Source organism: Mucilaginibacter sp. SJ, assembly GCF_028993635.1.
GTDB lineage: Bacteria > Bacteroidota > Bacteroidia > Sphingobacteriales > Sphingobacteriaceae > Mucilaginibacter.
This window is the reverse complement of the sequence record NZ_CP118631.1, coordinates 4,591,480-4,617,590: the sequence shown is the minus strand read 5'-3', so window position 1 is coordinate 4,617,590 and position 26,111 is coordinate 4,591,480. Positions and strand designations below refer to the sequence as shown.

The 26,111-nt window shown below is 41.3% G+C and carries 26 protein-coding genes; all 26 read left to right on the top strand.

Annotated elements, in window-relative coordinates:
• The first annotated feature begins 18 nt into the window (after nt 1-18).
• Nucleotides 19-1,122, top strand: a complete 1,104-nt coding sequence (locus MusilaSJ_RS19100) for a DegT/DnrJ/EryC1/StrS family aminotransferase (RefSeq protein ID WP_274986451.1) — start codon at nt 19-21, stop codon at nt 1,120-1,122.
• Entirely contained in the window at nt 1,115-1,645 is a 531-nt protein-coding gene (locus MusilaSJ_RS19095; protein WP_274986450.1) for a glycosyltransferase family protein, read from the top strand. Before MusilaSJ_RS19100 ends, MusilaSJ_RS19095 begins: the two co-directional genes overlap by 8 nt.
• Nucleotides 1,638-2,219 carry a hypothetical protein gene (locus MusilaSJ_RS19090; protein ID WP_274986449.1) on the top strand — a complete coding sequence of 194 codons (582 nt, stop codon included), beginning with the start codon at nt 1,638-1,640 and terminating at the stop codon, nt 2,217-2,219. The genes MusilaSJ_RS19095 and MusilaSJ_RS19090 overlap by 8 nt, the downstream gene beginning before the upstream one ends.
• The gene (locus tag MusilaSJ_RS19085; RefSeq protein WP_274986448.1) at nt 2,216-3,244 is read left to right on the top strand and encodes a glycosyltransferase family A protein; all 1,029 of its coding nucleotides are present in this window, start codon (nt 2,216-2,218) and stop codon (nt 3,242-3,244) included. Before MusilaSJ_RS19090 ends, MusilaSJ_RS19085 begins: the two co-directional genes overlap by 4 nt.
• 4 nt (nt 3,245-3,248) lie before the next feature.
• Nucleotides 3,249-4,157 carry a nucleotide-diphospho-sugar transferase gene (locus MusilaSJ_RS19080; protein WP_274986447.1) on the top strand — a complete coding sequence of 303 codons (909 nt, stop codon included), beginning with the start codon at nt 3,249-3,251 and terminating at the stop codon, nt 4,155-4,157.
• Complete coding sequence (locus MusilaSJ_RS19075; RefSeq protein ID WP_274986446.1) at nt 4,157-4,783, top strand: acyltransferase; 627 nt, start codon at nt 4,157-4,159, stop codon at nt 4,781-4,783. Before MusilaSJ_RS19080 ends, MusilaSJ_RS19075 begins: the two co-directional genes overlap by 1 nt.
• Nucleotides 4,780-5,679, top strand: coding sequence for an NAD-dependent epimerase/dehydratase family protein (locus tag MusilaSJ_RS19070; RefSeq protein WP_274986445.1), 900 nt, complete (start codon nt 4,780-4,782; stop codon nt 5,677-5,679). Before MusilaSJ_RS19075 ends, MusilaSJ_RS19070 begins: the two co-directional genes overlap by 4 nt.
• A complete protein-coding gene (locus MusilaSJ_RS19065; protein ID WP_274986444.1) occupies nt 5,658-6,803 on the top strand; it encodes a glycosyltransferase in 1,146 nt (381 codons plus the stop codon). The genes MusilaSJ_RS19070 and MusilaSJ_RS19065 overlap by 22 nt, the downstream gene beginning before the upstream one ends.
• Nucleotides 6,804-6,812: 9 nt before the next feature.
• Nucleotides 6,813-7,745 carry a glycosyltransferase family 2 protein gene (locus MusilaSJ_RS19060; protein WP_274986443.1) on the top strand — a complete coding sequence of 311 codons (933 nt, stop codon included), beginning with the start codon at nt 6,813-6,815 and terminating at the stop codon, nt 7,743-7,745.
• Entirely contained in the window at nt 7,742-8,893 is a 1,152-nt protein-coding gene (locus MusilaSJ_RS19055; protein ID WP_274986442.1) for a glycosyltransferase family 9 protein, read from the top strand. Before MusilaSJ_RS19060 ends, MusilaSJ_RS19055 begins: the two co-directional genes overlap by 4 nt.
• A gap of 55 nt (nt 8,894-8,948) precedes the next feature.
• Nucleotides 8,949-10,337, top strand: a complete 1,389-nt coding sequence (locus MusilaSJ_RS19050; protein ID WP_274986441.1) for an MBOAT family O-acyltransferase — start codon at nt 8,949-8,951, stop codon at nt 10,335-10,337.
• Nucleotides 10,334-11,449, top strand: a complete 1,116-nt coding sequence (locus tag MusilaSJ_RS19045; RefSeq protein WP_274986440.1) for an alginate O-acetyltransferase AlgX-related protein — start codon at nt 10,334-10,336, stop codon at nt 11,447-11,449. The genes MusilaSJ_RS19050 and MusilaSJ_RS19045 overlap by 4 nt, the downstream gene beginning before the upstream one ends.
• Nucleotides 11,446-12,306 carry a glycosyltransferase family 2 protein gene (locus MusilaSJ_RS19040; RefSeq protein WP_274986439.1) on the top strand — a complete coding sequence of 287 codons (861 nt, stop codon included), beginning with the start codon at nt 11,446-11,448 and terminating at the stop codon, nt 12,304-12,306. The genes MusilaSJ_RS19045 and MusilaSJ_RS19040 overlap by 4 nt, the downstream gene beginning before the upstream one ends.
• A 30-nt stretch (nt 12,307-12,336) precedes the next feature.
• Complete coding sequence (locus tag MusilaSJ_RS19035) at nt 12,337-13,278, top strand: glycosyltransferase family 9 protein (RefSeq protein WP_274986438.1); 942 nt, start codon at nt 12,337-12,339, stop codon at nt 13,276-13,278.
• Nucleotides 13,271-14,200 carry a glycosyltransferase gene (locus MusilaSJ_RS19030; RefSeq protein WP_274986437.1) on the top strand — a complete coding sequence of 310 codons (930 nt, stop codon included), beginning with the start codon at nt 13,271-13,273 and terminating at the stop codon, nt 14,198-14,200. Before MusilaSJ_RS19035 ends, MusilaSJ_RS19030 begins: the two co-directional genes overlap by 8 nt.
• Nucleotides 14,190-14,423: a hypothetical protein gene (locus MusilaSJ_RS19025; protein ID WP_274986436.1), complete on the top strand. Its 234-nt coding sequence runs from the start codon at nt 14,190-14,192 to the stop codon at nt 14,421-14,423. The genes MusilaSJ_RS19030 and MusilaSJ_RS19025 overlap by 11 nt, the downstream gene beginning before the upstream one ends.
• 611 nt (nt 14,424-15,034) lie before the next feature.
• Entirely contained in the window at nt 15,035-15,955 is a 921-nt protein-coding gene (locus tag MusilaSJ_RS19020; RefSeq protein ID WP_274986435.1) for a hypothetical protein, read from the top strand.
• A 3-nt stretch (nt 15,956-15,958) separates the two neighbouring features.
• Nucleotides 15,959-16,891, top strand: a complete 933-nt coding sequence (locus MusilaSJ_RS19015; protein WP_274986434.1) for a hypothetical protein — start codon at nt 15,959-15,961, stop codon at nt 16,889-16,891.
• A gap of 11 nt (nt 16,892-16,902) precedes the next feature.
• Nucleotides 16,903-17,823 carry a glycosyltransferase family 2 protein gene (locus MusilaSJ_RS19010; RefSeq protein WP_274986433.1) on the top strand — a complete coding sequence of 307 codons (921 nt, stop codon included), beginning with the start codon at nt 16,903-16,905 and terminating at the stop codon, nt 17,821-17,823.
• Between the two features lie 7 nt (nt 17,824-17,830).
• The gene (locus MusilaSJ_RS19005) at nt 17,831-18,991 is read left to right on the top strand and encodes a glycosyltransferase family protein (protein ID WP_274986432.1); all 1,161 of its coding nucleotides are present in this window, start codon (nt 17,831-17,833) and stop codon (nt 18,989-18,991) included.
• A 30-nt stretch (nt 18,992-19,021) separates the two neighbouring features.
• A complete protein-coding gene (locus MusilaSJ_RS19000) occupies nt 19,022-20,050 on the top strand; it encodes a glycosyltransferase family 4 protein (RefSeq protein WP_274986431.1) in 1,029 nt (342 codons plus the stop codon).
• Entirely contained in the window at nt 20,047-21,264 is a 1,218-nt protein-coding gene (locus MusilaSJ_RS18995; RefSeq protein ID WP_274986430.1) for a glycosyltransferase family protein, read from the top strand. The genes MusilaSJ_RS19000 and MusilaSJ_RS18995 overlap by 4 nt, the downstream gene beginning before the upstream one ends.
• Nucleotides 21,265-21,267: 3 nt before the next feature.
• Nucleotides 21,268-22,551: a glycosyltransferase gene (locus tag MusilaSJ_RS18990; protein WP_274986429.1), complete on the top strand. Its 1,284-nt coding sequence runs from the start codon at nt 21,268-21,270 to the stop codon at nt 22,549-22,551.
• Nucleotides 22,538-23,428 carry an FkbM family methyltransferase gene (locus tag MusilaSJ_RS18985; RefSeq protein WP_274986428.1) on the top strand — a complete coding sequence of 297 codons (891 nt, stop codon included), beginning with the start codon at nt 22,538-22,540 and terminating at the stop codon, nt 23,426-23,428. Before MusilaSJ_RS18990 ends, MusilaSJ_RS18985 begins: the two co-directional genes overlap by 14 nt.
• Nucleotides 23,429-24,586 carry a glycosyltransferase family 4 protein gene (locus MusilaSJ_RS18980; protein ID WP_274986427.1) on the top strand — a complete coding sequence of 386 codons (1,158 nt, stop codon included), beginning with the start codon at nt 23,429-23,431 and terminating at the stop codon, nt 24,584-24,586. It abuts the gene before it with no gap.
• A gap of 99 nt (nt 24,587-24,685) precedes the next feature.
• Nucleotides 24,686-26,095, top strand: a complete 1,410-nt coding sequence (locus MusilaSJ_RS18975; protein WP_274986426.1) for an exosortase Y-associated Wzy-like protein — start codon at nt 24,686-24,688, stop codon at nt 26,093-26,095.
• Nucleotides 26,096-26,111: the final 16 nt, after the last annotated feature.

The window sequence follows — 26,111 nt, the reverse complement described above, 5'->3', positions numbered from 1 at the left end:
AGGCTTAGAGCTAAACCAATGAATATTCCTTTTTTATCATTTAGCAGTCAGAATAATTTAGTTGAAGCAGAGATCCGTGCAGCATTTGATCGTGTTTTTCAAAATAAATGGTACATACTTGGTAAAGAAGTCGGCGATTTTGAAAATGCTTACGCTGCCTTCAATAAAGTACAACACTGCATTGGCGTAGGCAATGGGCTTGATGCCCTGTGTATTGCGCTACGGGTGCTTGAAGTTGGTGAAGGCAATGAAGTGATCGTCCCTTCAAATACCTTTATAGCTACCTGGCTCGCCATATCGCAGGTAAGGGCTACCATTGTACCGGTTGAACCAAATAAGGATACTTATAATTTAGACCCGCGTTTGATTGAAGCAGCCATCACCCCAAAAACAAAAGCTATCATACCCGTACACCTTTACGGACAGGCCTGCCAAATGGATGCTATTATGCAGATAGCCCATAAGCATAATCTTTTTGTGATAGAAGATAACGCACAGGCGCAGGGGAGCATATACAACAACAAGCTTACCGGCAGCTTCGGCCACGTTAACGCTACCAGCTTTTATCCAACAAAAAACCTGGGCGCGTATGGCGATGCAGGAGCTTTAACTACCAACGATGCCGGCCTGGCACAAAAAGCAAGCCTGCTGCGTAATTATGGCTCCGAAAAAAAATACTACAACGAGGTTATCGGCATAAACTCAAGGTTGGATGAATTGCAGGCTGCTTTTCTTTCGGTTAAACTAAAATATCTTAGCGGATGGATAGATGAAAGAAGAAAGATAGCAGCCACGTACAGCCAACAGCTTGCAGGCACCAGCAAACTTATATTACCGGTAACTGCACCGGGAGCAAAACATGTATACCATTTATATGTGATCCGTACTGAGAGGCGCGATGCACTGGAAAAACATTTGAACAACAACGGAATAGGCACAGGAATCCACTACCCTGTACCGGCGCATTTGCAAAAAGCATACGGGCATCTCGGCTACCAAAAAGGTGACTTCCCGATAGCTGAGGAATTGGCAGAAACCTGCCTGAGCCTTCCGCTGAATCCGGGCATGAGCGATGAGGAAATTGAATACGTAACTAAAACTATTAACAAGTTTTATGCGTAAAATTTTAATTGTAAATGGCCAGCTGGTTATCGGTGGCGCAGAAAAGCTTGTTTACGAACTGGCAACTTTCGCGCAAAAAAATAATATTGAGCCTACTGTATTGATTTTGGAGAACTACCAAAAAGAATACTATGACGATATACTTAAGCAAAAAAAAATTAAAGTCGTAAGAACCAGGCTTACGGGCGTCAAAAACTTCAGATCACCTTTAAGAATGTGCAGGTCGCTGTACTGGTCATTCAAATTGAAATTTTTAGCTAACTCCATATATGACAGTATTCATGTAATCGGATTATATAATATTTATCGCGTAAAAGATACGATCATTCACAATCACAGGTTTTTTTGGCACATTACCAATGCCATCCAGGGAGCCTATAATTTTCCTGAAAGTTATTTTGATAATGCTAATGATACCATAGTATATATCAATCCATACCAGGAAACCGAGTTCAGCAACTACGAAAAAAACACCCCGGTAAAATGCAAAAAAATATTATTTAAGCTTTTTTTAAATGATTAACTTAAATGTAGTTTCACGGATTGCGGACGACAAAAACTCTTTTCCTAACCTGGTTGAAATACTTCACCTACTAAAAAATGATGGTATTACTGATGTACATATGCTTTTCATAGGCGCAATTTACAGCAACCAGGTTTATCAAAATATACTTGATTTGGCCGGTAAATTGGGAGTTTCATCAAATATCTCCTTTACTAAAACTTCAATCCCATTGCAGGAATTACCTGACGAAATAAAAAACGGATATTTTATAAATTTCACGATTGGCCAATTTACCGGATACTCGGGGTTGGAAGGAATTAAAAATGGATTCAAAACCATTCTTTACAATGTTGATAAAACATTGGAAAATGAGCCCTTAAACTTGATTACCCATTGCCGGACAACTGACGAACTGATCGCATTGATAAAAGCTATCAGAGCCAATCAGATTAAGCTTGACGAGGAAATAATATTTTGCAATCAGCAAGTGATAAACGGATTTACCCTCGATCTTCCTTCGGCACAAAAACTATTGGATATGATGCTGCCAGGTGAATTAACCAACTACCAAAAGTTACGAAGAGTAAATTGAATAGCGGGGTATCAATTATTGTTTGCTGTTACAATGGTAGCAAACGGCTGCCCGAAACTGTTAAACACCTGGCCTTACAAAAGGTACCGGCATATATTAACTGGGAAGTTATAATTGTTGACAATGCATCAACAGATGGCACAGCGGACACAGCCAGGGCCGAATGGGGAAAACACAATTTAACCAATGTTCCGTTCAGTGTTTTGAGTCAACCCATTGCAGGGCTAAGTCATGCGCGGGATATGGGTTTAAATCACGCTCGATATGAATACCTTCTTTTTTGCGATGATGACAATTGGCTTTTCGACAATTATATTGAGCGTGCCTTTAAAATCATGAACTGTGATAGCCAAATAGGTGTATTGGGGGGATGTGGATTAATAGAAGCTGAACAACCGGCCCTACTTTCCGAAAGCCTGCTGAAATTTACTACCGTTTGGGGTCCCCAAACTTGGGCAGTCGGTAGCCATTGGGTTTACGGTGCCGGGGCTGTTTACCGGAAAAGCATCCTGCTTGAACTGAAGAACGCCAATTGGAGGCAGGTAACAACCGGCCGGATAGGTAAAAAACTGCTTTCGGGCGAGGATGTTGAGATTTGCCTGATGAATTATTTGATGGGCTATAAGATCATCGCCGATGATAACCTAAAGTTTAAACACTTTGTTCCCCATCAAAGGCAAAATATCAACTATATATTAAAGGTTGCATTTTGGTTAAATTACAGCAGCGTTTTGCTCAATGGCTATTTTGCACTGGTTAATGATAATAAACGGCCTATCAAACAGATCATAAATCACGATCTGCTTTCCGCAGCAAAATCCTTAATCAAGTTAACGGTTAACTTGTTTTATCAAAAGGTTATCAGATTCCGGCCTGTAAGCGTCGAACAAAAAATCTCATACTACCAAAAATCTGGCCAGCTCAAATCGCTGTTAACTAACAGGCAACTGATAAAAAATCAGTACCAGCATATAAAACAATTATTAAAAATTGTAAAAACAGCCCAGGCTTTCACAAGCTATTAAGCTTATGGGATATTCCGTACCGATACTTTTTTTAATATTTAACCGCCCGGCTTTTACAGAAATGGTTTTTGAAGCTATAGCTGAAATTAAACCTAAATACCTTTATATAGCTGCTGACGGACCAAGGCCTGATAAACCCGATGATATCGACCTGTGCGCCAAAACACGTTCGTTAATTGAGCGCATAAACTGGGATTGTGAAGTTAAAACATTATTAAGGGATAAAAACCTCGGCTGCAAATCGGCAGTTAGCGAAGCCATCAACTGGTTTTTTGAAAATGTTAACGAAGGAGTCATTTTAGAAGACGACTGCCTGCCCGATAGAACATTTTTTCCCTTTTGCGAAGAACTGTTGACAAAGTACCGTTTTGATGATAAGGTAATGTCAATATCCGGTTCAAATTTACTAACCGATGGCTGGAAAAAAGATGCCCAATCATATCATTGGGGGCATGGCGGTATCTGGGGTTGGGCAACCTGGAAACGTGCCTGGAACCTTTATGATATAGAAATGAAAGACTGGCCCAAGCAGCAAACAAAAGATAGAGTTGAAGCGCAGCTTGGTACTACCGACTGGTACAATAGTTATTACGGTATGTTTGAATCATCCTTTAACAAATCATTAAATACCTGGGATATTCAATGGTTCTATAGCATTCTGATCAACGGTGGCATGGCCGTTAATCCTTGCGTAAATCTTGTAAAGAATATAGGCTATGGAAATGGGACACATACTCATTCGGCAGATGATGCTATTACCTATCTACCATTGGGCACAATGACATTCCCGCTAAAACATCCTAAAAAAATGCTTCTGGATGTCGCTTATTTAAAACAGGTTTATGCCCGGCTTAACAAAAAATACAAAAGTTCTGTTATACGCAGGGCGCTTAAATTTTTTAAGATAGCATAATGAAACAATTCATAAAACGGTTATTGCTTGGCCTTTTTGAAAAAGTAAACCTTGTCCATTTAATTTACCTGCTTAATGAAAAACAGGCAAAACGCAACATTCAGTTAAGCATTACCGATCTCGGGGCCACTTTTTATCCGGAGGCGGTGGTTTCGAACTCGCTCGACAAATCGAGAATAGTAATTGGCAAAGGAACCCATATCCGGGGGATGCTCAATATATTTAAGTACGGCGGCAAAATTGTAATTGGCGAAAACTGCTACATTGGCGATCATACCAGGATCTGGTCGGGCGAAAGTATAACCATTGGTAATTTTGTGCAAATCTCACATAATGTAAATATTATAGACACAAATGCGCATGAGCTTGAAGCCATTGAAAGGGCCAAACGATGGATGGACCTGGTACACAACGGGCACTGGGCCGATAAAGGAAATGTACACACTGCACCGATAATAATTGATGACTACGCCTGGATCAGCCTGAACGCTGTAATTTTAAAAGGCGTTACCATTGGGAAAGGCGCTATCGTAGCAGCAGGAGCAGTAGTTACTAAAGATGTTGAACCGTTTACCATGGTTGCCGGTAACCCGGCATGTTTTATAAAAACATTACCACAGCAATGAAAATACTTGTCATAGGCTCCAAAGGATTTATCGGCTCGGCCTGTTACAGCTATTTTAAAATTCAGCCAGGTTATGAAGTTTATGGCGCCGATGTGATGGTAGAATATGACGATCCCAACTACTTTTTAATTGATGCCACCAACGCCGATTTTAAAAAGGTATTTCATGAGCAACAGTTCAATTGGTGTATTAACTGTGCAGGGGCTGCATCAGTGCCCGAATCATTCAATAGCCCTGAGCGCGATTACCTGCTAAACGTTCATCTCCTCGTGAGCATCCTCAATGCAATAAAAGAAGGTAATGCCAATTGCAGGCTAATCCAACTGTCGAGCGCGGCAGTTTACGGTAATCCGCAAATACTACCTATTACAGAGTCCCATACGCTTAACCCGCTTTCACCCTATGGTGTACATAAAAAACAAGCCGAAGAACTCTGCCAGCTATATCATGATCATTTTAGCTTAAATGTTCATATCTTCCGTGTGTTTTCGGCATATGGAGCCGGTTTGAAAAAGCAGCTGTTTTGGGACCTTTACAAAAAATCGCAGACTCAAACAAATATCACATTGTTCGGTACCGGTAACGAAACACGCGAATTTATTCATGTTACCGATATTGTAAATGCCATGAACCTGTTCATCAATGCCGATAGGCCAGGGTTCAGCATTACAAACATCGCTAATAATAATACCATCACTATAACAACAGCAGCCGAAACTTTTTTGAGATATATAGGCTTTAGCGGCGGTTTGTCATTTACAGGCACCAACCGCATTGGCGATCCGTTATACTGGCAAGCCGATAATAGCCGGCTAATTAGCCTGGGTTACCAACAAAAAGTAAATTTTGAGGACGGTATTAATACCTATTGTAAATGGCTAAAAGGAAAAGAATAGGACTAAGCTACATCTACAACGAAAACTGGATCGGCGGCACTTACTATATCGAAAATCTGATAAATGCGTTAAACGCCCTTAATGATGAGGAAAAGCCGCATATTGTTTTGCTTACCGATAGTTACGAAAGTTTTTGGACGGCGCAGCAAAAATTCAACTATCCTTATATCAGCTTTCAGCTTGGTTCGGGCGAAGCAAGCAAAGGTTTCCAATTACTAAACAAGATAACAAACCGGCTGTTTAAAGTTCGTCTGTTTAGCCAGAAAATTAAAGCCCTTGATGCTGTTTTTCCTTATTATAAAAGTGAGCAACAATCGGCTGCTAAAAAGAAAATATATTGGGTAGCTGATTTCCAGGAACATTTTGCCCCAGAGTTTTTCAGTAAAAATGATATTGCCGCGCGCCTGCAAAACCAGCAGGAAATTCAGGCCTCGACGGGGCATTTAATTGTGAGCAGCAATACTGCGCTCGGACATTTCAAATCCATTTTCCCTCAGCATACGGTTAAGGTAAGCGTTCTGCCTTTCGCGGTAGCGCATCCTCCGTACCAGAATATCAACATCAAATTACTGCTTGAAAAATATCAGTTGCCTGCACATTATTTTATCTGCCCTAACCAGTTCTGGAAACATAAAAACCAGCTGGCAGTTCTAAAAGCAGTTAAAGAACTAAAGGCGAAAGGCGTTGAAATTACCGTAGCTTTTACCGGTAATACCAACGACTACCGAAACCCACATTATTTTATAGAGATGAAGGCGTTTGTTGAAGACAATAACATCGGCAACAACGTTAAGTTCCTCGGTTTTATCGACCGGCGTGATCAGCTTCAATTGATGAATAATGCCATTGCCATTATACAGCCATCATTGTTTGAAGGCTGGAGCACTGTTGTGGAGGATGCTAAGCTAATGAATAAATTTTTACTGGTTTCAGATATTGAGATCCACAGGGAGCAGTTGGTTAACAGCTCGGCCCACTTTTTTGATCCACATAATGTTAATCAGTTAGCGCAACTGCTTCAGCAGTTCAATGAACATCAAACCCCTCCCCTGCTCTTTGAAAATAACACTTATCATGAAAGCGTTGAAAAATTTGGCCGAACATTTCTGCAGATCATTGACTGAACAAAAAACATGAACCTTCCCGATCTTCAGTCATACCGTTCAAACTTTATCAATAAAGGCGTGCAATTGCCCCTGCCCATAGTAACCGGTACCGAAAACGGACTATTGCACAAGTTACCCCCACCTCCGGCTGGCAAAACCGGCTGGCCCTGGGACGAGCAGGTTGACCCGGCTGTTTTTGATCATAAAATAAACTGGCCTAAGCTAACCATCGTAACGCCCTCCTATAACCAGGCCGGTTTTCTGGAGCAAACCATCAGGGCTGTGCTTCTGCAAAACTATCCCAACCTGGAGTACATCATCATCGATGGCGGCAGTACCGATCAATCCAAACAAATTATTGAAAAATACGCCCCATGGCTTAGCTATTATCAAAGCGAAAAAGATAATGGCCAAAGCAATGCCATTAATCAGGGGTTCAGTCTTTCATCGGGCCGGTACCACGCCTGGATCAATAGTGATGATTACTATCTTAAAGGCGTTTTCCATAAGGTGTTAAATAAATTCATGAGCACCAATGCAGATTTTATATACGGTTACGGGAACGACTACAATGTTGTGTCCGGCAAAACAACCACAACGCGGGTATTGCCTTTTATTGATTATTTTATCAAGATTCCGAGCCTTGTGCAGCCCTCCACTTTTTGGAGCGCCGCCATTCATGAACCCGTTTGGGAGGAGCTTCATTGCTCCCTTGATTTTGAATTATGGCTCAGGCTGGTAAAAGGACACAGCAGGGCATTAATCAAAGAGCCACTTTCCGTTGCCAACGTGCATGACCAGGCCAAAACTCATTCGCCAAAAATGAAGGCGCAATGGGAGGCCGATCATCAGAAAATATGGGGAGCAGATGCTCACGGCACTGTTTATGAATGGAAGAAAATTGTTTTTTTTAACAGGATCAGGACCAGATTATATAAGGTATTGGGATATTACTCATGATGTTACTAAAAAGAAGTACAAACAAGATCCTGAGGATCTTATTCCATTTCTTTAACCAAACGTCTCTTCCTTTTAAAAGTAACCGGATTTTAATTGTAAGACTTGATGCTATTGGCGATTACATTCTTTTCAGAAACTATATAAGATGTATCAAACACGCACCAAAATTTAAAGGCTATAAACTGACGCTCCTTGGGAATATAGGATTTAAAGATATAGCCGAGGCATATGATAAAGATGTTATTGATGAATTTATCTGGATAACGCCGTCAATAATTTATAATATAAATGAAAAAATAAGGTTGTCGTTTGCCATTAAAAAAAAGGCATTTGATATTTTAATCAATCCGGTTCATTCAAGAGTTTTTCACACTGACGAGTTTATATCCCAACTTGGAGCCAAACAAAAGATTTGCAGCAGCGGCGATTATACTAATATGGAATCATTAGAAGAATTAAAACGCTCTTATAAATTTTATGACAGTATTGTAGATGTTCCCGGAACTGATTATTTTGAATACTTAAGAAATCACAAATTTACCGAAACCCTTACAGGTCAAAGAATTGATACCTCCTTAAATTTGCCAACCAAAAGTAAGCCAACCGAAAAAAGGGCTCTGCAACTGGTAATATTTCCAGGTGCGGGCCAGGGGTATAGAAGATGGGGAACAAATTTATTTGCAACGGCGATTGATTCCATAATGACAAATTCAACATTTAAAGTTACCGTTACAATTGCGGGCTCATCTGCAGATTCATGCCTGGCCACGGAAATAATATCACAATCAAAAAACAAAGATAAAATTGAAGATAAAACCGGTAAAACTAACCTTCTTGGACTAATTGAACTGATTAACAATGCAGATTTACTAATTTCAAATGATACCAGTGCTATACATATTGCTGCGGGTACACAAACTACCGCAATTTGTATATCCAACGGCAACCATTTCGGTCGTTTTGTTCCCTATCCCTTAAGCATAGCAAACAATATATACACGTTTTTTCCTTCTGAAGAGTTTAACAATAAAGATAATTATGCGTTATTGAACGATTTATACAAGCGCAACTCCAACCTGAATATAAACAATGTCGATCCTATAATTATCCGTAATAAGGCAATATCAATTCTTAATAATGCAAGCTAAATCAGGTGCTGACGTCAAAATTATTGTGAACTAAATTATATATCTGCTTTTTTAAATGCTTTTTAACTCCCTGTTGTTCCTTGTATTTTTTGTAATTGTAACCATTACATATTACCTGCTGCCGCATAAATTAAGATGGATGTGGCTTTTAGCCGCAAGCAGCTACTTTTACATGTACTTTAAGCCGGTATACATCCTCATCATTCTTTTCACCATTATTGTTGATTATTGTGCCGGCATCCTGATAGAAAAAGCCACAGGCAAAACCCGCAGTTTTTACCTCATTTTAAGCCTAGTCACCAATATCGGTGTATTGGCCTTTTATAAATATTTCAACTTTTTGGCCGGAAACCTGAATTTGCTATCTGACACATTCCATGGCCCGCAATTACCATTGCTTGATTTTATATTGCCAATTGGCTTATCGTTCCATACGTTCCAGGCTATGAGTTATACCATTGAGGTTTACCGGAGCAATCAGCCCGCCGAGCGTCACTTTGGCCTTTATGCCTTGTATGTAATGTTTTACCCGCAAATGGTAGCAGGCCCAATTGAACGGCCCCAGCATATTTTGCCCCAGTTACATCGGGGCAACAATTTCCGAAGCAGTAACTTGATAACTGGTTTATTTTTTATGACGATGGGCCTGTTTAAAAAAGTGGTGATTGCCGATAGGCTGGGCCTTTACGTCGACCCGGTTTTTAACAACCCGCATGGTCATTCGGCACTTGACCTGCTTGTGGCTACCTATTTTTTTGCCTTCCAAATCTATTGCGACTTTAGCGGCTATTCGGATATAGCCATTGGCACAGCCCTCGTTTTGGGTATCGAGCTGATGCAGAATTTTAACTTTCCCTATCTTGCCTCCAATGTTTCTGATTTCTGGAAACGCTGGCATATCTCCCTTTCCTCCTGGTTTCGTGATTATTTGTATATCCCGCTGGGGGGCAGCAAGATTAATTTCCGGGTAACCTGCATCAACCTGCTTATTGTATTTATGATAAGCGGCCTGTGGCATGGCGCCAACTGGAAATATCTTGTTTGGGGCCTGATTCATGGTTTGCTGCTGGTTGCTTACCAATTGTTCAACAAGTACGATATCGGCATCAAAGGCTTTACCTTCTTGAAATGGCTTTTCACTTTTAACCTGGTTTGCCTCGCCTGGGTATTCTTCAGGGCAGGTACCGTAACCGATGCTTTTTATATCCTAACTAAAATACTCAGTGGCAGCAGCTTTGCCTATTCGGCCAGCAACCTGATGCCGGTACATGAGGTTTGGTACTGTGCTTTCATCATCATTGCACTGCTACTGGGTGAAAGTTATCTGCGAAAAGCAAAAGATTATTCAAACACCAGCAAGTTATTGCTTATAAGCGGGTTAGCGCTTGCCTGCTACTTCTTAGGAATCTTTAATGAAGCACAGTTTATTTATTTCCAGTTTTGAAGCGTAAGATTACCGGTCTGTTCATTTTGTTTATTAGTCTTGTATTGCTGGGTAGCGCCATGAACCAGTCATTCATTAATAAAATAAAGTTTGAAAAATATTTTGATCACCTGAATCCACAAATGATACAGGAAAGCGCCCTGTACAAAGCCGCATTAGTACATTCAGACAGGTGGCGCTACGGCGATTTGTATGGTGTTTGCTATCTGTCCCAGTACAAATTTAAACTCGAACCTTTTAAACAATATGGTTACAAACCCGGCAGGCAAAACACCAATAGAGTATTATACATAATAGGAGACAGCTTTTTGGCTGATAAGATACTTTCCGGTGCTTTTGATGCATTTGATAACGTGATTTTCCTCGATCGCCGGTTCTCTTTCGGCCCAATTAAACTGGATAGTACTAAACAAAACTACCTAATGATGGAGTTTGCAGAACGTAATCTTAACGACTATGATATCGACAAAACCGATGAAATTCGCTGGACAAATAACGATATCAAAAGCGGTGTAAACTTCAGCAATACGCCTGCCCCGGCACCAGGTCAACCACCTCCCACATCACTTTTTGAGCGCCTGAACAAGATCATCTTTAATAAGGACTTAAGCCGTAACCTCGAGCTCATTCTTTTTGATAATAAACTGACAACTCCTTTTAAAGAGGCAAAAGCATCATTAAATTATAAGCTTTTTGATCGTATAGCAAATGGGGTGGTAATAAGCTCTGATAAAAAGAGGCTACTTTTTTATGTCACCATCGACACCAATAATATGCAATCGGCCTTCAGATATAAGAATGAGCATGCGTTAGATTCTATAGTCCGCAACCTGGATATTGCACGTGATTATTATCGGGCTATTGGCTTTAAAAAAGTTTTTCTTTCAGTGATCCCTAATGCGGTATCTGTTTATGATGATAAACGAATGCCCTACAATCACTTGTTGGAAAGAGTTGAACAAAAAACTGATCTTCCTATAATACCATTATATAAAGCTTTCAAAGCCGACAAGCGCAATCTATTCTACCGTAGCGATTCGCACTGGAACCCGCAAGGCTTGGATACCTGGGTAAATGAAGCCAACAAGGTGTTAACAGCAAACCTTAATTGAAGCCATTCTTTTCCCTTATTATGCCGCTGTATAACTGTGAAAGCACTTTACAGCAAGCTCTTGATAGCATCACCGGCCAATTTTTCAAAAACTACGAGCTGGTTTTGGTTGATGGCGGCTCAAATGATAATACACAATATATCGTCAACAATTTAAAAAAAACAGATAAGGTTAATATCCAGTTCATTTCTGAACCCGACAGGGGCGTTTATGATGCCATGAACAAAGGAATTGATATGGCGAGCGGTCAATGGCTTTACTTTATGGGTGGCGATGATACTTTCAACAGCTCCACAGTGTTGGATCAGGTTTATCAGGCCATCCAAAATGAACCTGCCGATCTTGTATATGGTAATGTAACAGGTACTACATCAAATACAAAATATGCGGATGATACTATTAATAAAGTATTATCACGCGGCATTCATCACCAGGGCATTTTTTATAAACGCGGGATATTTAATTACACCGGTAAATACAACATAAAGTTTAAGGTGGCTGCAGACTACCATTTAACGTTGAAAGTATTTTGTAACCCAGTATTTAAAACCCGATACATCGATCTGGATATAGCGTTCTTTGGCGAGGCTGGTTTAAGCTCATCAACTTATGATTATCGTTTTTTCGGTTATCATTATAAGTTTCTGTCAACACATACAGCCCTCGGCTATATCAATGATAAAGCTACATGTTTGCAGCAATCAATTTACTGCTGCCTGTGGCTGGCGAAGGAAAAACAAAGCATAACGTTTGCGTGGTTCAACATTTTATACTACATAACCGGTTTAAACGGACTCAGCATCCCATTCAGGTTTAAAACTTTTTTAAGAATGATGTACTGGAGCCTGAAAAAGTGAGATGATATTTGGAAGCCTCAAAGCAATATTTTGAAAAACCGAATCAAAACTATAAAATCAACACTGCTTTACTTTTATAAATACGGTATACCATCCTATATCATTGCTTTTGGCGAATCACTGGGCGATAACCTGCTGCTCACTGTATTAAGTCGGGAACTCTACGGGCGCAGGCATAAAAATATCTGGATAAAAAGTAACCAACAACAACTCTTTGAGCATAATCCGAATATCAAACTTATTTTACCTTTTGGGACATTATTATCGGGTATGCTTCTTAAAGCCTTCAACGTAAAAACTGTTTTTCCAAAATACACAGTTTATCATCCCGAAACCGACGGCGACGAAATACCCGAAAAGCATATCATTTTAAAAATGGCCGATGATTTACAGCTTAAAGGTAAAATAGATCTTAAGCCCGTTTTAATTTTAACTGCTAATGAACTGAAAGCCGCGCAATGGGCAAAAAACCATATCGTAATAACAACATCCGGCTCAGCAGCATTGTTCCCAATGGGTAATAAAGAATGGGACGTTAAAAAATACCAACAGGTTGTTGATTTGCTTTGCCAAACCCACAAATTCATCCAGTTAGGCTCTCAAACAGATGCACCGCTGAAAAACGTTATCGATCTGCGCGGGAAAACTACTATCCGGCAAACAGCAGCAATATTAAGTAATGCCGCCCTTTTAGTATCACACGTAGGGTTTATGATGCATCTGGCACGCTCAGTCGACTGCCGGTCGGTAATCATATATGGTGGGCGTGAAAGACCTGGCCAATCAGGGTATATCAGTTTTAAAAACATATATTCTGCGGTTGAATGCTCACCATGCTGGTTACATAATACCTGCCATTACGATAAAAAGTGCATGCAAATGATTTTGCCCGGCACAGTTGAGGCGGCTGTAATAGAACAGTTGGCTTTAATTGACAAACCTTTGCCTGCCGATATCTTATATAATGACTGAGTTAAGCGTCATCATCCCTACTTATAATCCGGATACGACAAGATTACGGCAAACGCTTTCGGCCTTAAAAAGCCAATCACTGCCTGCCAATCGATGGGAGTTAATCATCGTCGACAATAATTCATCCAACAATTTCCGGCAGCAACTTAACTTAAGCTGGCATCCTGCGGCCCAAATTGCAGATGAAACAAAGCAAGGGTTAACTTATGCCCGACTTAAGGGCTTCAATGAATCAACGGGCAATATCATAGTAATGGTTGATGATGATAATATGATTGAAAGCGGCTATCTTGAAAAAGCCCTCAACATATTTGGCCAAAATCCCCAAATGGGCGCTATAGGTGGTAAATCAATCCCACTGTTTGAAACTGACCCGCCCGAATGGCTGTGTGAGTTTTACGGAAGCCTGGCCCTGCGCGACCTTGGCGATACCCCTGTCACATCCGCATGGAATAATGAATATCCAACTGCTGCGCCCATAGGTGCAGGGATGGTTATAAAACGCGAAGCGCTATCATCCTATATGGAAAAAATAACACAGGGCAAAAATAACCTCAGCGACAGGACTGCCAACTCCTTAAGCTCCGGCGGCGATAACGATATTGTGCTCGAGATCCTTAAAAGCGGCTGGCAGGTTGGTTATTTCCCTCAGCTTATACTACAACATATTATTCCTGCTCAACGCATGCAAGCAGGTTACCTTGCACGTTTGCTTAACAATACCAATAAATCGTGGGTGCAGCTACTGCAAAGCCACGGTATAAACCCATGGCAACAAATCACAAAATCGGGAGCTTCATTGCGAAAAGCTAAAGCCTGGGTTACCTATAAAGCCTGGAAAAACGCTGCGGCATATATAAAATGGCAGGGCGCCTGCGGTATGTATGACGGGCTTATAAAAACAAGTATAAATGATCAATAAAATAAGCAACTCACTGGCTTATCGCTTACCATTACTTTACAGGAGCTTGCTTGAATATAAGCCCCTTGCTGTAGGGCAGCCCAAAGCATCAGCGGCTTATACTGTACTTATGATGACCGGCAAAAGTATCATAGATATGACGCGCCTGTCCGCTTATTCTATTGCAAAATATTGGGAAGAGATTCCTAAACGGATCGTTATCTCCGGAAGAAATCAAAAGTAAATTCAGGTTTTGGCCGGGTGAGCTTATTGTTAACCACTGGCAGCAAAGCGCGGTATATCATCAGGACAAAAACAGGATCAATCTTTTAAATTATGCCGAGAGCCATGTGCTTGGCAAAAAATTGGCCGTGATACTTCATCAGGCCGAAGTCCAACCTGTAATATGGATAGACAGTGACATACTTTTTTACGAGGATTTTAACAAATATATTCCCCGAACATGGCGGGTTTGTTTGCGGCGGAAGCCAGGGGGGAAACTCAACTTATGATGACCGCGTTCTGAATTTCTACGGTAATAACCTCTATGATACTTATACCTTCAATTCGGGCTTATTAATTATTTATGAGCCCAGAATTTACGAAGACTTTCGGCTGGAGGAATTATTGTTTCATGTAAGTAACTATGTACATTATTTTACCGAACAAACTATTTTTGCTCATATAGCAAGTTCATCAATTGGAATACCCCGGACAACAGAGATTATAAAAAACGATCACCAGGATAGCAAACAGATTAGGCCTATGAAAAAAAATGGCATTGTGGGCCGGCATTATACCGCAAACGTCCGACATTTATTCTGGCGCGACTCGTTGTTTAATTTATAGCTTTCCTTGTTACAACAGGCGATTAATTTTTTATACCGTAACCCACGTTCACAACTCCAGAAGTTCAGGCGTTTTGGTGGTTATCTCAATTATCGCAGCATGATGAATGGCTGCAGAGAGATGGAACAGCGCTCTGTTGAGCTGCCGCCGGTAATTTCACATACCAATGGGTTGCCGATTTACTTTTTAACAGGTAAAAACTACCTGTACCAAACGCTTTACTGCATCCAATCATTAATTAAGTCATCTGCTGCGCAATTTAAATTCACATTGGTTGATGACGGCAGCTTTAATGCTGCACTGATGGAAAGGGTAGCAAAACAGCTGCCCGGCGCACGGGTAATTACAGTGGCGCAAATCAGTGAAAACCTGCAAAACACGTTGCCCGAAGCACGTTATCCGTACCTGCATAAAAAAAGAGCAGTATATCCTCACATTAAAAAACTAACCGATGTGCACACCATTCCAGGCGATGACTGGAAACTGGTACTGGATTCGGACATGCTTTTTTGGCATGAACCCAGGGAAATAATTACCTGGCTTTATGCCCCGCAACAACCTCTGCACATGATTGATTGTACAGAAGCTTATGGATATTCGCGGCAATTGATGGATCAACTGACCGGTGCACCAGTAAAACCGTTGCTTAATGTGGGGGCTATCGGTTTAAAAAGCGAAGCTATTGACTGGGACAAGCTGGAAAACTGGGTTAAAACACTGGAGGAGCAGGAAGGAACTTCTTACTATTTAGAGCAGGCGTTATCGGCCATGATAATAGGCGACACTGATGCTGCTGTTTTAAAAGCCGGAGATTATATAGTTAATCCTGGCCCGGATCAGATAAAAAACAAAACAGGCATTCTTCATCACTATGTAGACCTTTCAAAAGAAGGTTATTTTAAACAAGCCTGGAAACATTTTTTATAGCCCGTGTCATTAGGTAAAATAGCATACAAGTATTTTTTTAAACCAACCTTTTCGGTAAGGTATCATATCAGTCATTTCGGACCGATGGGCTGGCTGAACATGCAGCGGGGTGAGCAGCAAATGAAAAAAGCCGCCTTAAAGTTACCGCCTGTTAAATTATCAACAGGTAAAATACTGAAAGTAAGTTTCCTCACAGGGGAAAAATATTGGCATCAAACTATTTTTTGTGCTTATACTCTGGCCCGATACCTAAATGGCCAATTGGGCATCAGACTATATTCGGACGGGACGCTTACCGATGAGCATATCAGTTTTATAAATAAAGTACTGCCGGGTGTTGAGGCCATATCCGAGCAACGGGTATTACAACATCTCGACCTTGTTTTACCACAACATACATTTCCAACGTTACGGCATTTGCGTAACTGGCATCCGTTTTTTCGCCGGTTGATTGATATTCATACTTCGCCTTCATGGACAATCCACATGGATAGCGATATGATTTTTTTCGGCAAACCAGTCCAAATCATAGAGGCTTATCAGCACAAAACGGCGGTTTACATGAAAGAGCAACTGGCAGACTCCTATTTTGTAGACAGCGAGGATGTGCTGCGTGATAAATATGGCATTAACTGTATAAAAAAAGTAAACGGCGGCATTGTTGCTTATGATAATGATAAAATTGACTATGCCGATCTTGAAGAAAAAGCCAAACTGTTGCTGTTGCATTATCCCAATGCAGGTCCGGCACAAGTTGAACAAACACTCATGAGTTATGTGTTGTATCATCAAACCGCCCTGGCACTTGATGAAAAATTATACCGCATCTTTTACGACGACAAGCCCAACCCTGACAAGCCTGATATCGTCCGTCATTATATTTTTAAGGCCAAACTGCCTTATTTTACTTCAGAGTGGAAAAAACGAATCCTTTAGTTTCTGTTTGCATGCCGGCATATAACGCGGGCAAATATATTGCCGAAGCCGTTCGGTCCATAGCCGGGCAAACCTACACCAATTGGGAGCTCATTATTGTTAACGATGGTTCTACAGATGATACATCCATTATACTCAAGCAACTTACAGATCCCCGCATCGGCATTTACCACCAGGAAAACGGCGGGCAGTGCACGGCTGCAAATAAAGCCTTCAGTCTTTCAAAAGGCAGGTTTATCAAGTTTATGGATGCCGATGATGTTATCTCGCCCGGTTATATTGCAGAACAGGTTAAACGGATTGGAGATAACGATGATGTAGTAGCCTCAGCAGCCTGGGGTCGTTTTTATAACGATGACATTAGCTCCTTTAAAGTAAATGAAGATCTCATCAGGGAGGATTGTAAACCCATTGACTGGCTGGTATCGTCCATGGATGGCAAACAAGCCATGATGCAATGCGCCTTATGGCTAATCCCAAGGCCCTTGCTTGAAAAATCGGGTTTATGGGACGAGCGGTTGAGCCTTGTAAATGATTTTGAATTTATTACACGCGTGTTGTTACAAGCAAGTGAGATTCGCTTTGCTCAAAACGCGGTGTTGTACTACCGGAGTGGTATAAGCAATTCGTTGTCTGCGTTAACTTCCAGGCGGGCAATTGAGTCGGCTTTTACCTCTATTTATGAAGGTACAAGATATATGCTTCAGCATGAAAATAGCCCAAGAGTAAGAGCCGCTGTTGCCGATTGCCTGCAAAACTTTGTTTATGCGTATTATCCTCATTATCCCGATATTATAAACAAAGCCCAACAATGTATTGATGAGTTAGGCGGTTCAAAAGCTAAATATCCGGCAGGCGGTTACACAAAAATGCTAAACCGGCTTATCGGTTGGAAATTAACACAAAAATTTAAAGTTTTATTTGGCAGATAGTTTATCCATGCGCATACTGCTTTCATTTTTACAGGATAAAGTAAGCAGACCACATCCTGTACCTTCATATCGTTTTTGGCAGCATTATATTAAAAACGGTATTGTTGAGGCAGGGATGAGCTATATTGAAGCGCCGGAGGTTGACTGGGCCGAAGGACTGGTTTATGAGGAAGGTTCAGTTGCTTTGCAAAACTGGCAGGAACGGAGCTGGCAGGCAACAATCAATTATATCAAAGCCAACCGGCAAAATATAGACATTTTTTTAAGCTACCTGTATCCCAAACAAATACTTGCAGAGGCAATAGAACAGATCAGGAAAATGGGCATCCCCTGTGTTAATTTTTATTGCGATAGCGTACGGGAATTTAAAGCAGTACCCGCAAAGTTCAGGATCTTTGATTTGATCTGGGTACCTGAGCATGAGGCTTTATCTATGTACAGGAAGGCGAGGGTCAAGCATATCAACTTACCGATGCCGATGTGGGTTGAACCCCAATTAAGGTATCGGACCCTGCTTCATGAAATACCGGGAGTATCGTTTATCGGTTCAAAAGACATCCTGCGGGAAAACCTGTTAGGCCAGGCCATTCAAAAAGGTCTGCCGATAAGCGTTCGCGGAGCCGGATGGTTAGCACAAAGTGCAGCTCCGGTATTTGTTCCTGGTTCTGCTTATCAAAAACTTATTAACCAGGTTAACTTCGTAAAACAGCAGGGCTTTTCCGGCTTAGCAATTAAGGGACTTCAGCAACTGACCAAATTTCCTGTAATCCCGGTTGCCGACGATCATATATTCCCGAGCCCGGATTTTGATGAGTACATCAACATCACTCAAAGTAGTATGGTTACTTTAGGTATTAATCGGGTACCAACGTTTAAACGTACACACACGCAACCGCTAACCTATTCCCGGTTGCGTGATATAGAAGCACCCATGCTTGGCGCTTGTTACCTTACCGAATATTGCGAAGGCATTGACCAGCTTTATGATACCGATAACGAAATTAACGTTTACCACACGGTTGATGAACTGGTACAAAAAGGTACAGAGTTGCTCAGCAATAAAGAAAAAAGGGATAAACTTAGGATCAACGGACAACAAAGGGCCTTGAACGACCACGCTATTCCGTCATCACTAAAAAAAATAAAGAAGACCATTTTTGGCACCTAAGCTTACCGTTACGCCGGTGTACCCAGCAAATTGAAAATAGCCATTATAGTAAATCCGCTAATCCCTGTGCCCCCCGAGCAATACGGCGGTATCGAACGCGTTGTTTTTATGCTGATCCAGGAGCTTAAAAAAAAAGGCCACGATATTACCCTGTATGCCAATGAACATTCGCAGCCAGGCTGTAAACTCATTGGTTACCGTGAATCGGCTCATTATGGGGTAAAAGATCTGGTGAAAATTAACCGGCTTACATCAAAGATTGCTTTTCAGCATTTTGATATTGTACATACCTTCGGTCGTATGAGCAATATTGCGTTGCTAATGTTAAGCCGTATTCCCAAGATTGTGTCTTATCAGCTGCCGCCTACCATATCACAGGTTAAAAAGGCGGTAAATATCGCTCATAAAAACACATTGAAATTTACGGCTTGCAGCAATTACATAGCCAATCAAATCAATGCATTTGCTGATGTAACCACTATTTATAACGGGGTTGATATAAACGACTACAATTTTAATGCAGGTGTTCCCGATGATGCGCCCCTCGCTTTTTTAGGCCGGATCCAGCATGAAAAAGGGACAGCTATTGCCATACACACTGCAAAAAAAACAAATCAAAAACTGGTGATAGCAGGGAATGTACCCAATGAGCCAATACACCAGCAATATTTTAGTGAACAGGTAAAACCCCATATTGATGGCGAGCAGATCAAGTACATAGGCCCGGTCAATAACCGTCAGAAAAATGACTTGCTTCGTAACTCAAAAGCTTTGCTGATGCCGGTAACCTGGGATGAGCCCTTTGGTATTGTAATGGCCGAAGCACTGGCCTGCGGTACACCCGTTATCGGTTTTAATCGCGGCGCAATACCGGAGATAGTCACTAACGGGTCAAATGGCTTTGTATGCGGCACGGAAGTCGACATGATAACGGCCATTAACAGTATTGACTCAATCAACCGGGCCAGCTGCCGGCGGGTAGCCGAACAAAAATTCAGTGCCGGTGTACTGGCCAAACAATACGAAGAATTATACCAACGGGCACAGGGCAAAAATTGAAGAACGTTACTTTTATAACTACCGGCCAGCCAACTACTAACCCTCGCCTCGTGAAGGAAGCCGAAACTTTGCACAAGCTTGGTTATAGTGTTAAAGTGATCTGCTGTTTTTACCAGCAATGGGCCCAAAAAACCGATGAAGCTTTGACATCCAAATATCCCGGTATGTACATTTATTGCGGTGGCGATCCGGTGACACAAAAAGCAACCTACCTTAAAACCCGCGTTCGCCAAAAGTTAAGTACGCTGCTATTTAAATATACCCGGCATTTCGATATACCTGAGAACGCTATCAGCCGCACACATACCGAAGCATTGTCTATAGCTAAAAAAATAAAAACAGATCTTTATATCGCCCATAACCTCGGCGCCTTACCCGCAGCCATACAGGCAGCAAAACATTACAACGTGAAAATTGGTTACGATGCGGAAGATTTGCATTCGGGACAGTTTGCATCAACTCATAATGAGGGTTACAAGCTCAATAAATACATTGAGGAAAAATACTTTCCCCATGTTGATTATTTTACTGCTGCCAGCCCGCTCATTGCTGAATGTTATCAACGCGAATACCACTATTTAAAGCCTGTTGTGATAAACAATGTGTTTCCTAAGACAGCGCTGCCCATCATCCAAAATTATAAAGTCAATGAGCCATTAAAACTGTTTTGGTTTTCGCAAACGGTAGGTCCCGAACGAGGATTGGAAAATGTAATTAAAGCTATGGCTGCTACCAATGGCCATGTTAGGTTACACTTGTTAGGTAGTAGCAATGAAATTTACAGATCTGCGTTGTTGAGCCTTGCCAAAGAACTTAAATTAAATGATGATCAGCTTTGGTTTCATGAGCCTATTGGTGCAGGCGAGATTTTCGATTTCGCGAGCCGGTTTGATATTGGCATAGCCACCGAAACAGGCATTCCTTTAAACAGGGACATCTGCCTTACCAATAAGATCTTTACCTACATACAATGCGGTCTGGCTATGATTGTGAGCGATACACAGGCGCAAACATTATTTATGGAGCAATATCCGGATACCGGAAAACTGTACCAAAAAAGCAACCTGCAATCACTAACGGACTGTATCAGCTTTTACCTCCAAAACCCGAATGTTTTATACCAAACCCGTTTACAAAACTACCAGCTTGGCCAAACAGCATTAAACTGGGAAACCGAAAGCCGTACCTTTTTAAACCTTGTTCAAAAAGTATAACAATTGAATAAAAAGCTCCTCATTATTTCGCCATACTTCCCGCCGGTAAATGCCGCGGATATGCAGCGTGTGAGGATGAGCCTCCCTTATTTTGCAGCCTGCGGCTGGGAAGCCGAAGTGGTGACTATTGATGACCAGTATACCGACATAGCAAAAGACGAATTGTTGCTGCAAAGTCTCCCCCCGGACATTAAAGTTCACAAAGTGAAAGCGCTCAGCAAGGCACTCACTTCAAAAGTTGGGTTGGGCAGTATTGCCATCCGCTCGTTATGGTATTACCGCAAAACGGTTAACCGCCTGCTGAAGGACAACAAATTTGATCTTATTTATTTCTCAACCACACAGTTTCCGGTTTGTACGTTGGGTGCTTACTGGAAAAAGCGATTCGGTATTCCCTACGTCATTGACATGCAGGATCCCTGGCATTCCGATTATTATATCAACAAACCTAAAAGCGATCGGCCGCCAAAATATTGGTTCGCTTACCGTTTAAATAAATACCTGGAGCCCATTGCCATAAAAAACGCGTCCGGGCTGATCAGTGTATCTGCCGGCTACCTTGATGAGCTTAAATTACGTTATCCGGTAATCCAAAAGGTTCCGGCCGCTACCATAACCTTCGGAGCATTTGAACCCGACCTGCAAATAGCTAAAGCTAACCAAAAGTTTTTTGCAGGTTTGCTTGATGACGGCTTTATCAATGTGGTATATATCGGTCGCGGGGGGAAGGACCTTCACAAGGCCATCAGTCCGGTGTTTGACGCCTTAAGAACCGGATTGAATACAAATAAAGAGCAGTTTGACAAAATCAAACTCTACTTCATCGGTACCAGTTATGCCCCTGCAGGGCAAGGGGTCTTTACTATACTTCCCCTGGCAAAACAATATGACATGGAAGAACATATTGTTGAAATTACCGACCGCATCAGCTACTATAAAACCTTGTTTACATTGCAGCAGGCTGACGCGCTTTTTATACCCGGGTCAGATGATCCTAAATACACAGCATCAAAAATATTCCCATACCTGCTCACAAAAAAGCCTGTTTTGGCCATATTTAATGTTGCGAGTTCTGCTATACCTATCATGCGGCAGTACGGTGCAGAACATGTTTATAACTATGATGACGTTACCTCTGAAAACCTATTTATGTTTTTTGAGCAATTAATCAAGGGTAATTTCCAAGCCGTTGATTATCATGCTGAAGCCATCAAAAAATATTCGGCACGTGAAATGACACTGGCGCAGTGCCGTTTATTTGATAAAATTATTTATGAACGCCATTAAACGAACTGTCGGCTTTATTTTAAAGCATCCTTTGGGAAAAAAACATCCGGCAAAAGCCTTATGGCGGTTTGCCTGGTGGCAGGTACAGTCAAGGTTTTCAAGATCAAAGTTCATTATAAAACCTTTTGTTGGTGATGTTAAATTTTATGCAGCAAAGGGGCTGAGCGGTATTACCGGTAATATATACACGGGTTTACATGAATTTGATGACATGGCCTTTCTGCTTCATTTTTTAAGGCCGGACGATGTCTTTTTTGACATTGGCGCGAATGTAGGTTCATATACGCTGTTGGCTTCCGGCATAGCCAAAGCTAATAGTGTTACACTTGAACCTGTTAAAGCAACTTTTGATATTTTAAATAGCAATATCGGGCTTAATTATTTGCAGGACAAAGTAAAGCTCATTAATGCCGGCGCCGGCGCAACAGCGGGCGAGATCAGATTTTCGGTCGATGAAGATACCGGAAACCATGTTATTACTAAAGATGAGAAAGGCAAAAACACTGTTATCCTACCTATAATCACTATTGATTCATTATCGGAAACATACAAACCCGCTCTTATCAAGATAGATGTGGAAGGTTTTGAGACCGAAGTGCTTAAAGGAATGGGATCTACCCTTGATTCGCCCTTGCTAAAGGCCATTATTATCGAACTTAACGGTAGCGGCGGCCGGTACGGTTTTAGCGATCAGGATATTCACAAGTTGTTACTGTCAAAAGGTTTTAAGGCCGTTGCCTATGATCCTTTCAAACGCGTTTTAACCGGGTTGGATACCTTCGGCGCATACAATACTATCTACTGCAGAGACATTGAAATGATAAACCACCGCCTTCAAAACGCAAAAAGTGTTAATGTAATGGGCGAGACCATCTGAATGAAAAATTTAGCCATAGTTATTACTCATCCCATACAGTACTATGCACCGGTATTTAAGCTGCTGTATGAACGGCAAAAAATAAACGTTATGGTATTTTATACCTGGGGCGAAGGCGGCACGCAAAAATTTGATCCAGGCTTTGGTAAAACTATCACTTGGAACCTTCCGCTCCTTGAGGGTTATCCTTATGAGTGGGTAAAAAACATTTCGGCCGATCCTGGCTCGCACCATTCAAAAGGGATTGATAATCCTGATCTTATCAGTCAAATAAATAGCTGGCAGCCCGATGTCATTATGGTGTACGGCTGGTTTTACAAAAGCCATCTCAAAATCCTCAAATATTTTAAAGGCAGGGTACCTGTTATTTTCCGGGGCGATTCAACGTTACTTGATGATACAGGTGGTATCAAATCTGTATTGCGAAGCCTGTTTTTAAAGCGGATTTACCGTCATATTGATTATGCGCTATATGCCGGATCAAACAACATGGCTTATTTTAAAAAATGCGGTTTAAAAGAAACACAGTTGTTTTTTGCACCGCATGCTGTAGATAATGATCGCTTTGCCGAAGACAGGACCAATGAAGCCCTTACCCTGCGAAAACAGTTAGGCGTATCTGATGATGAAAAACTCCTGCTTTTTGCAGGCAAGTTTGAGCATAAGAAAAACCCGCTGGCGCTGCTTGAAGCATTTATTGACATAACACAGCCGGGCACCCATCTGCTGTTCGCAGGAAACGGCATTTTAGAAACAGAACTAAAAAACAAGGCTAATCGACATAAAAATGTTCACTTTATTGGCTTTCAAAATCAGCTTTACATGCCTGTAGTATACCAGGCTTGTGACATTTTTTGCCTCCCATCAAAAGGTACCGGTGAAACCTGGGGACTGGCCGTAAACGAAGCCATGGCCTGCGGCAAAGCTATATTGATATCAAACAAGGTTGGCGCCGGTACCGATCTGGTAAAAAACCAAAAAAACGGGTTAGTCTTTAATGCCGGTGATAACGCCGATCTTAAAAGCAAATTAAAAACATTGCTACTGTATAATAAAACCGCTTTATTTACAATGGGGCAACATTCCAAACAAATAATTGAGGAGTGGAGCTTTGGCAAACAGGTTGAGGCGATTGAACAATTAGTGTTAAGTCAATAGTACCACGTCGGAAATCATGAGTGAAGTTTCTTTCTTCATTTATTGAGAACTGACAAAAAACTAAGGCCAATTTATAAATAACACAACATTAGTTAGTAAATGCAAAACAGCAAATCGATAGAACGATATATTGTGTTGTTTATACCATGGCTGCTGGCACTGGCATGTAAAAGTGATAGTGTGTTATCCTATTTTATTGCATGGGGTGGCTCATTTTTTATATTCATCATAACACTTACCGGCTGGGTACGTCCAATCCCCAACGACCGCCCCATGGCCGAACAGTTGATGAGGCCCTTATTTATCATCCAGATAATTTTTGCGGGGTACATGTGCAGCACATCCATCTTTTATTTTATGAATACCCTCGGCTATGAAAATTTCAAGCACGTGTTTGTTCATACGTTAAATGATAAAGATGCCCTGGGCTTAATTGCCCAATGCCAGCGTTATTACTGCCTTGGGCATGCTTCATTTGTGATGGGTATACTTATTTTCATGAACTATCCCGTAACTAAAAAATACTATATCGAAACCGAAAGGCTGGCAAATCTGCTCATGATGTCGGCAATTATCAGTTTTCCGCTTTCGCTGTTATTTCTTAAGATACCAGGCCTTTCCCAATTTTATTACCAGTTTAGCTCATTGAGCTTTATTGCAGGTACATTGGCACTGGCCTTTGCCATACCACTAAAAAAAGGGGCCAATACGCTCATCTGCCTGTTATTATATGCCTTTAACTTTTACCAGGCGCTTACATCGGGGTTTAAAGAACCTATTATTATCAGCGTACTGGTTTTAGGCATCTTCCTATATCCTACCTATAAAAAATTAGTAACCATCACTTTTGTCCCTATCATTGTTTTATTATTTACGGTTTTACCAACATATAACCATATTTTCCGGGCCAATGCGTGGAATGGAGATGCCGATAGCGACGAAGCCTCACAACTGGCCCTTGACGCAGCATTAAATAGTGATAACAGCGATGTTGATGAAACTAACTGGGATTTTTTGGTATACCGCCTAAGCGAGATCGATATGTTCACCCGCTTTGTACAGTCGACCCCTAAAAATGTGGATTTTTATGGATTGGACCTTGTTAAACAATCGGCTATTGCTTTGGTGCCGCGGATCTTCTGGCCCTCCAAACCAATTACCGAAGCCATGATCATGCAGCGCGTTTATGATGCCGGGGTGGTTAACCGAAACTCTACTGTATCAGCCAAACCCGCCTACATCGTTGATGCGTATCTTTCAGGAGGTGATTGGGGTATCTTTATTTTCCTTTTCGCTTACGGCGCCCTCGCACAGCTAATAGCCGTTAAAGCCGAAAAACTTTTTGGGGGATATATATTAGGCACAGCACTTATATTTTCGGGCCTGTTTCAGATCATGTGGCGCGGCATCAGTTTTGAGTTCTTGTTCAATACTATCTTCTGGAGCTATATCAGTATGCTGCTCATTCATAAGGTATTGTTAAGTTCTAAAATTTTAAAAGAGGTTTGAATTACGCAACTGATCA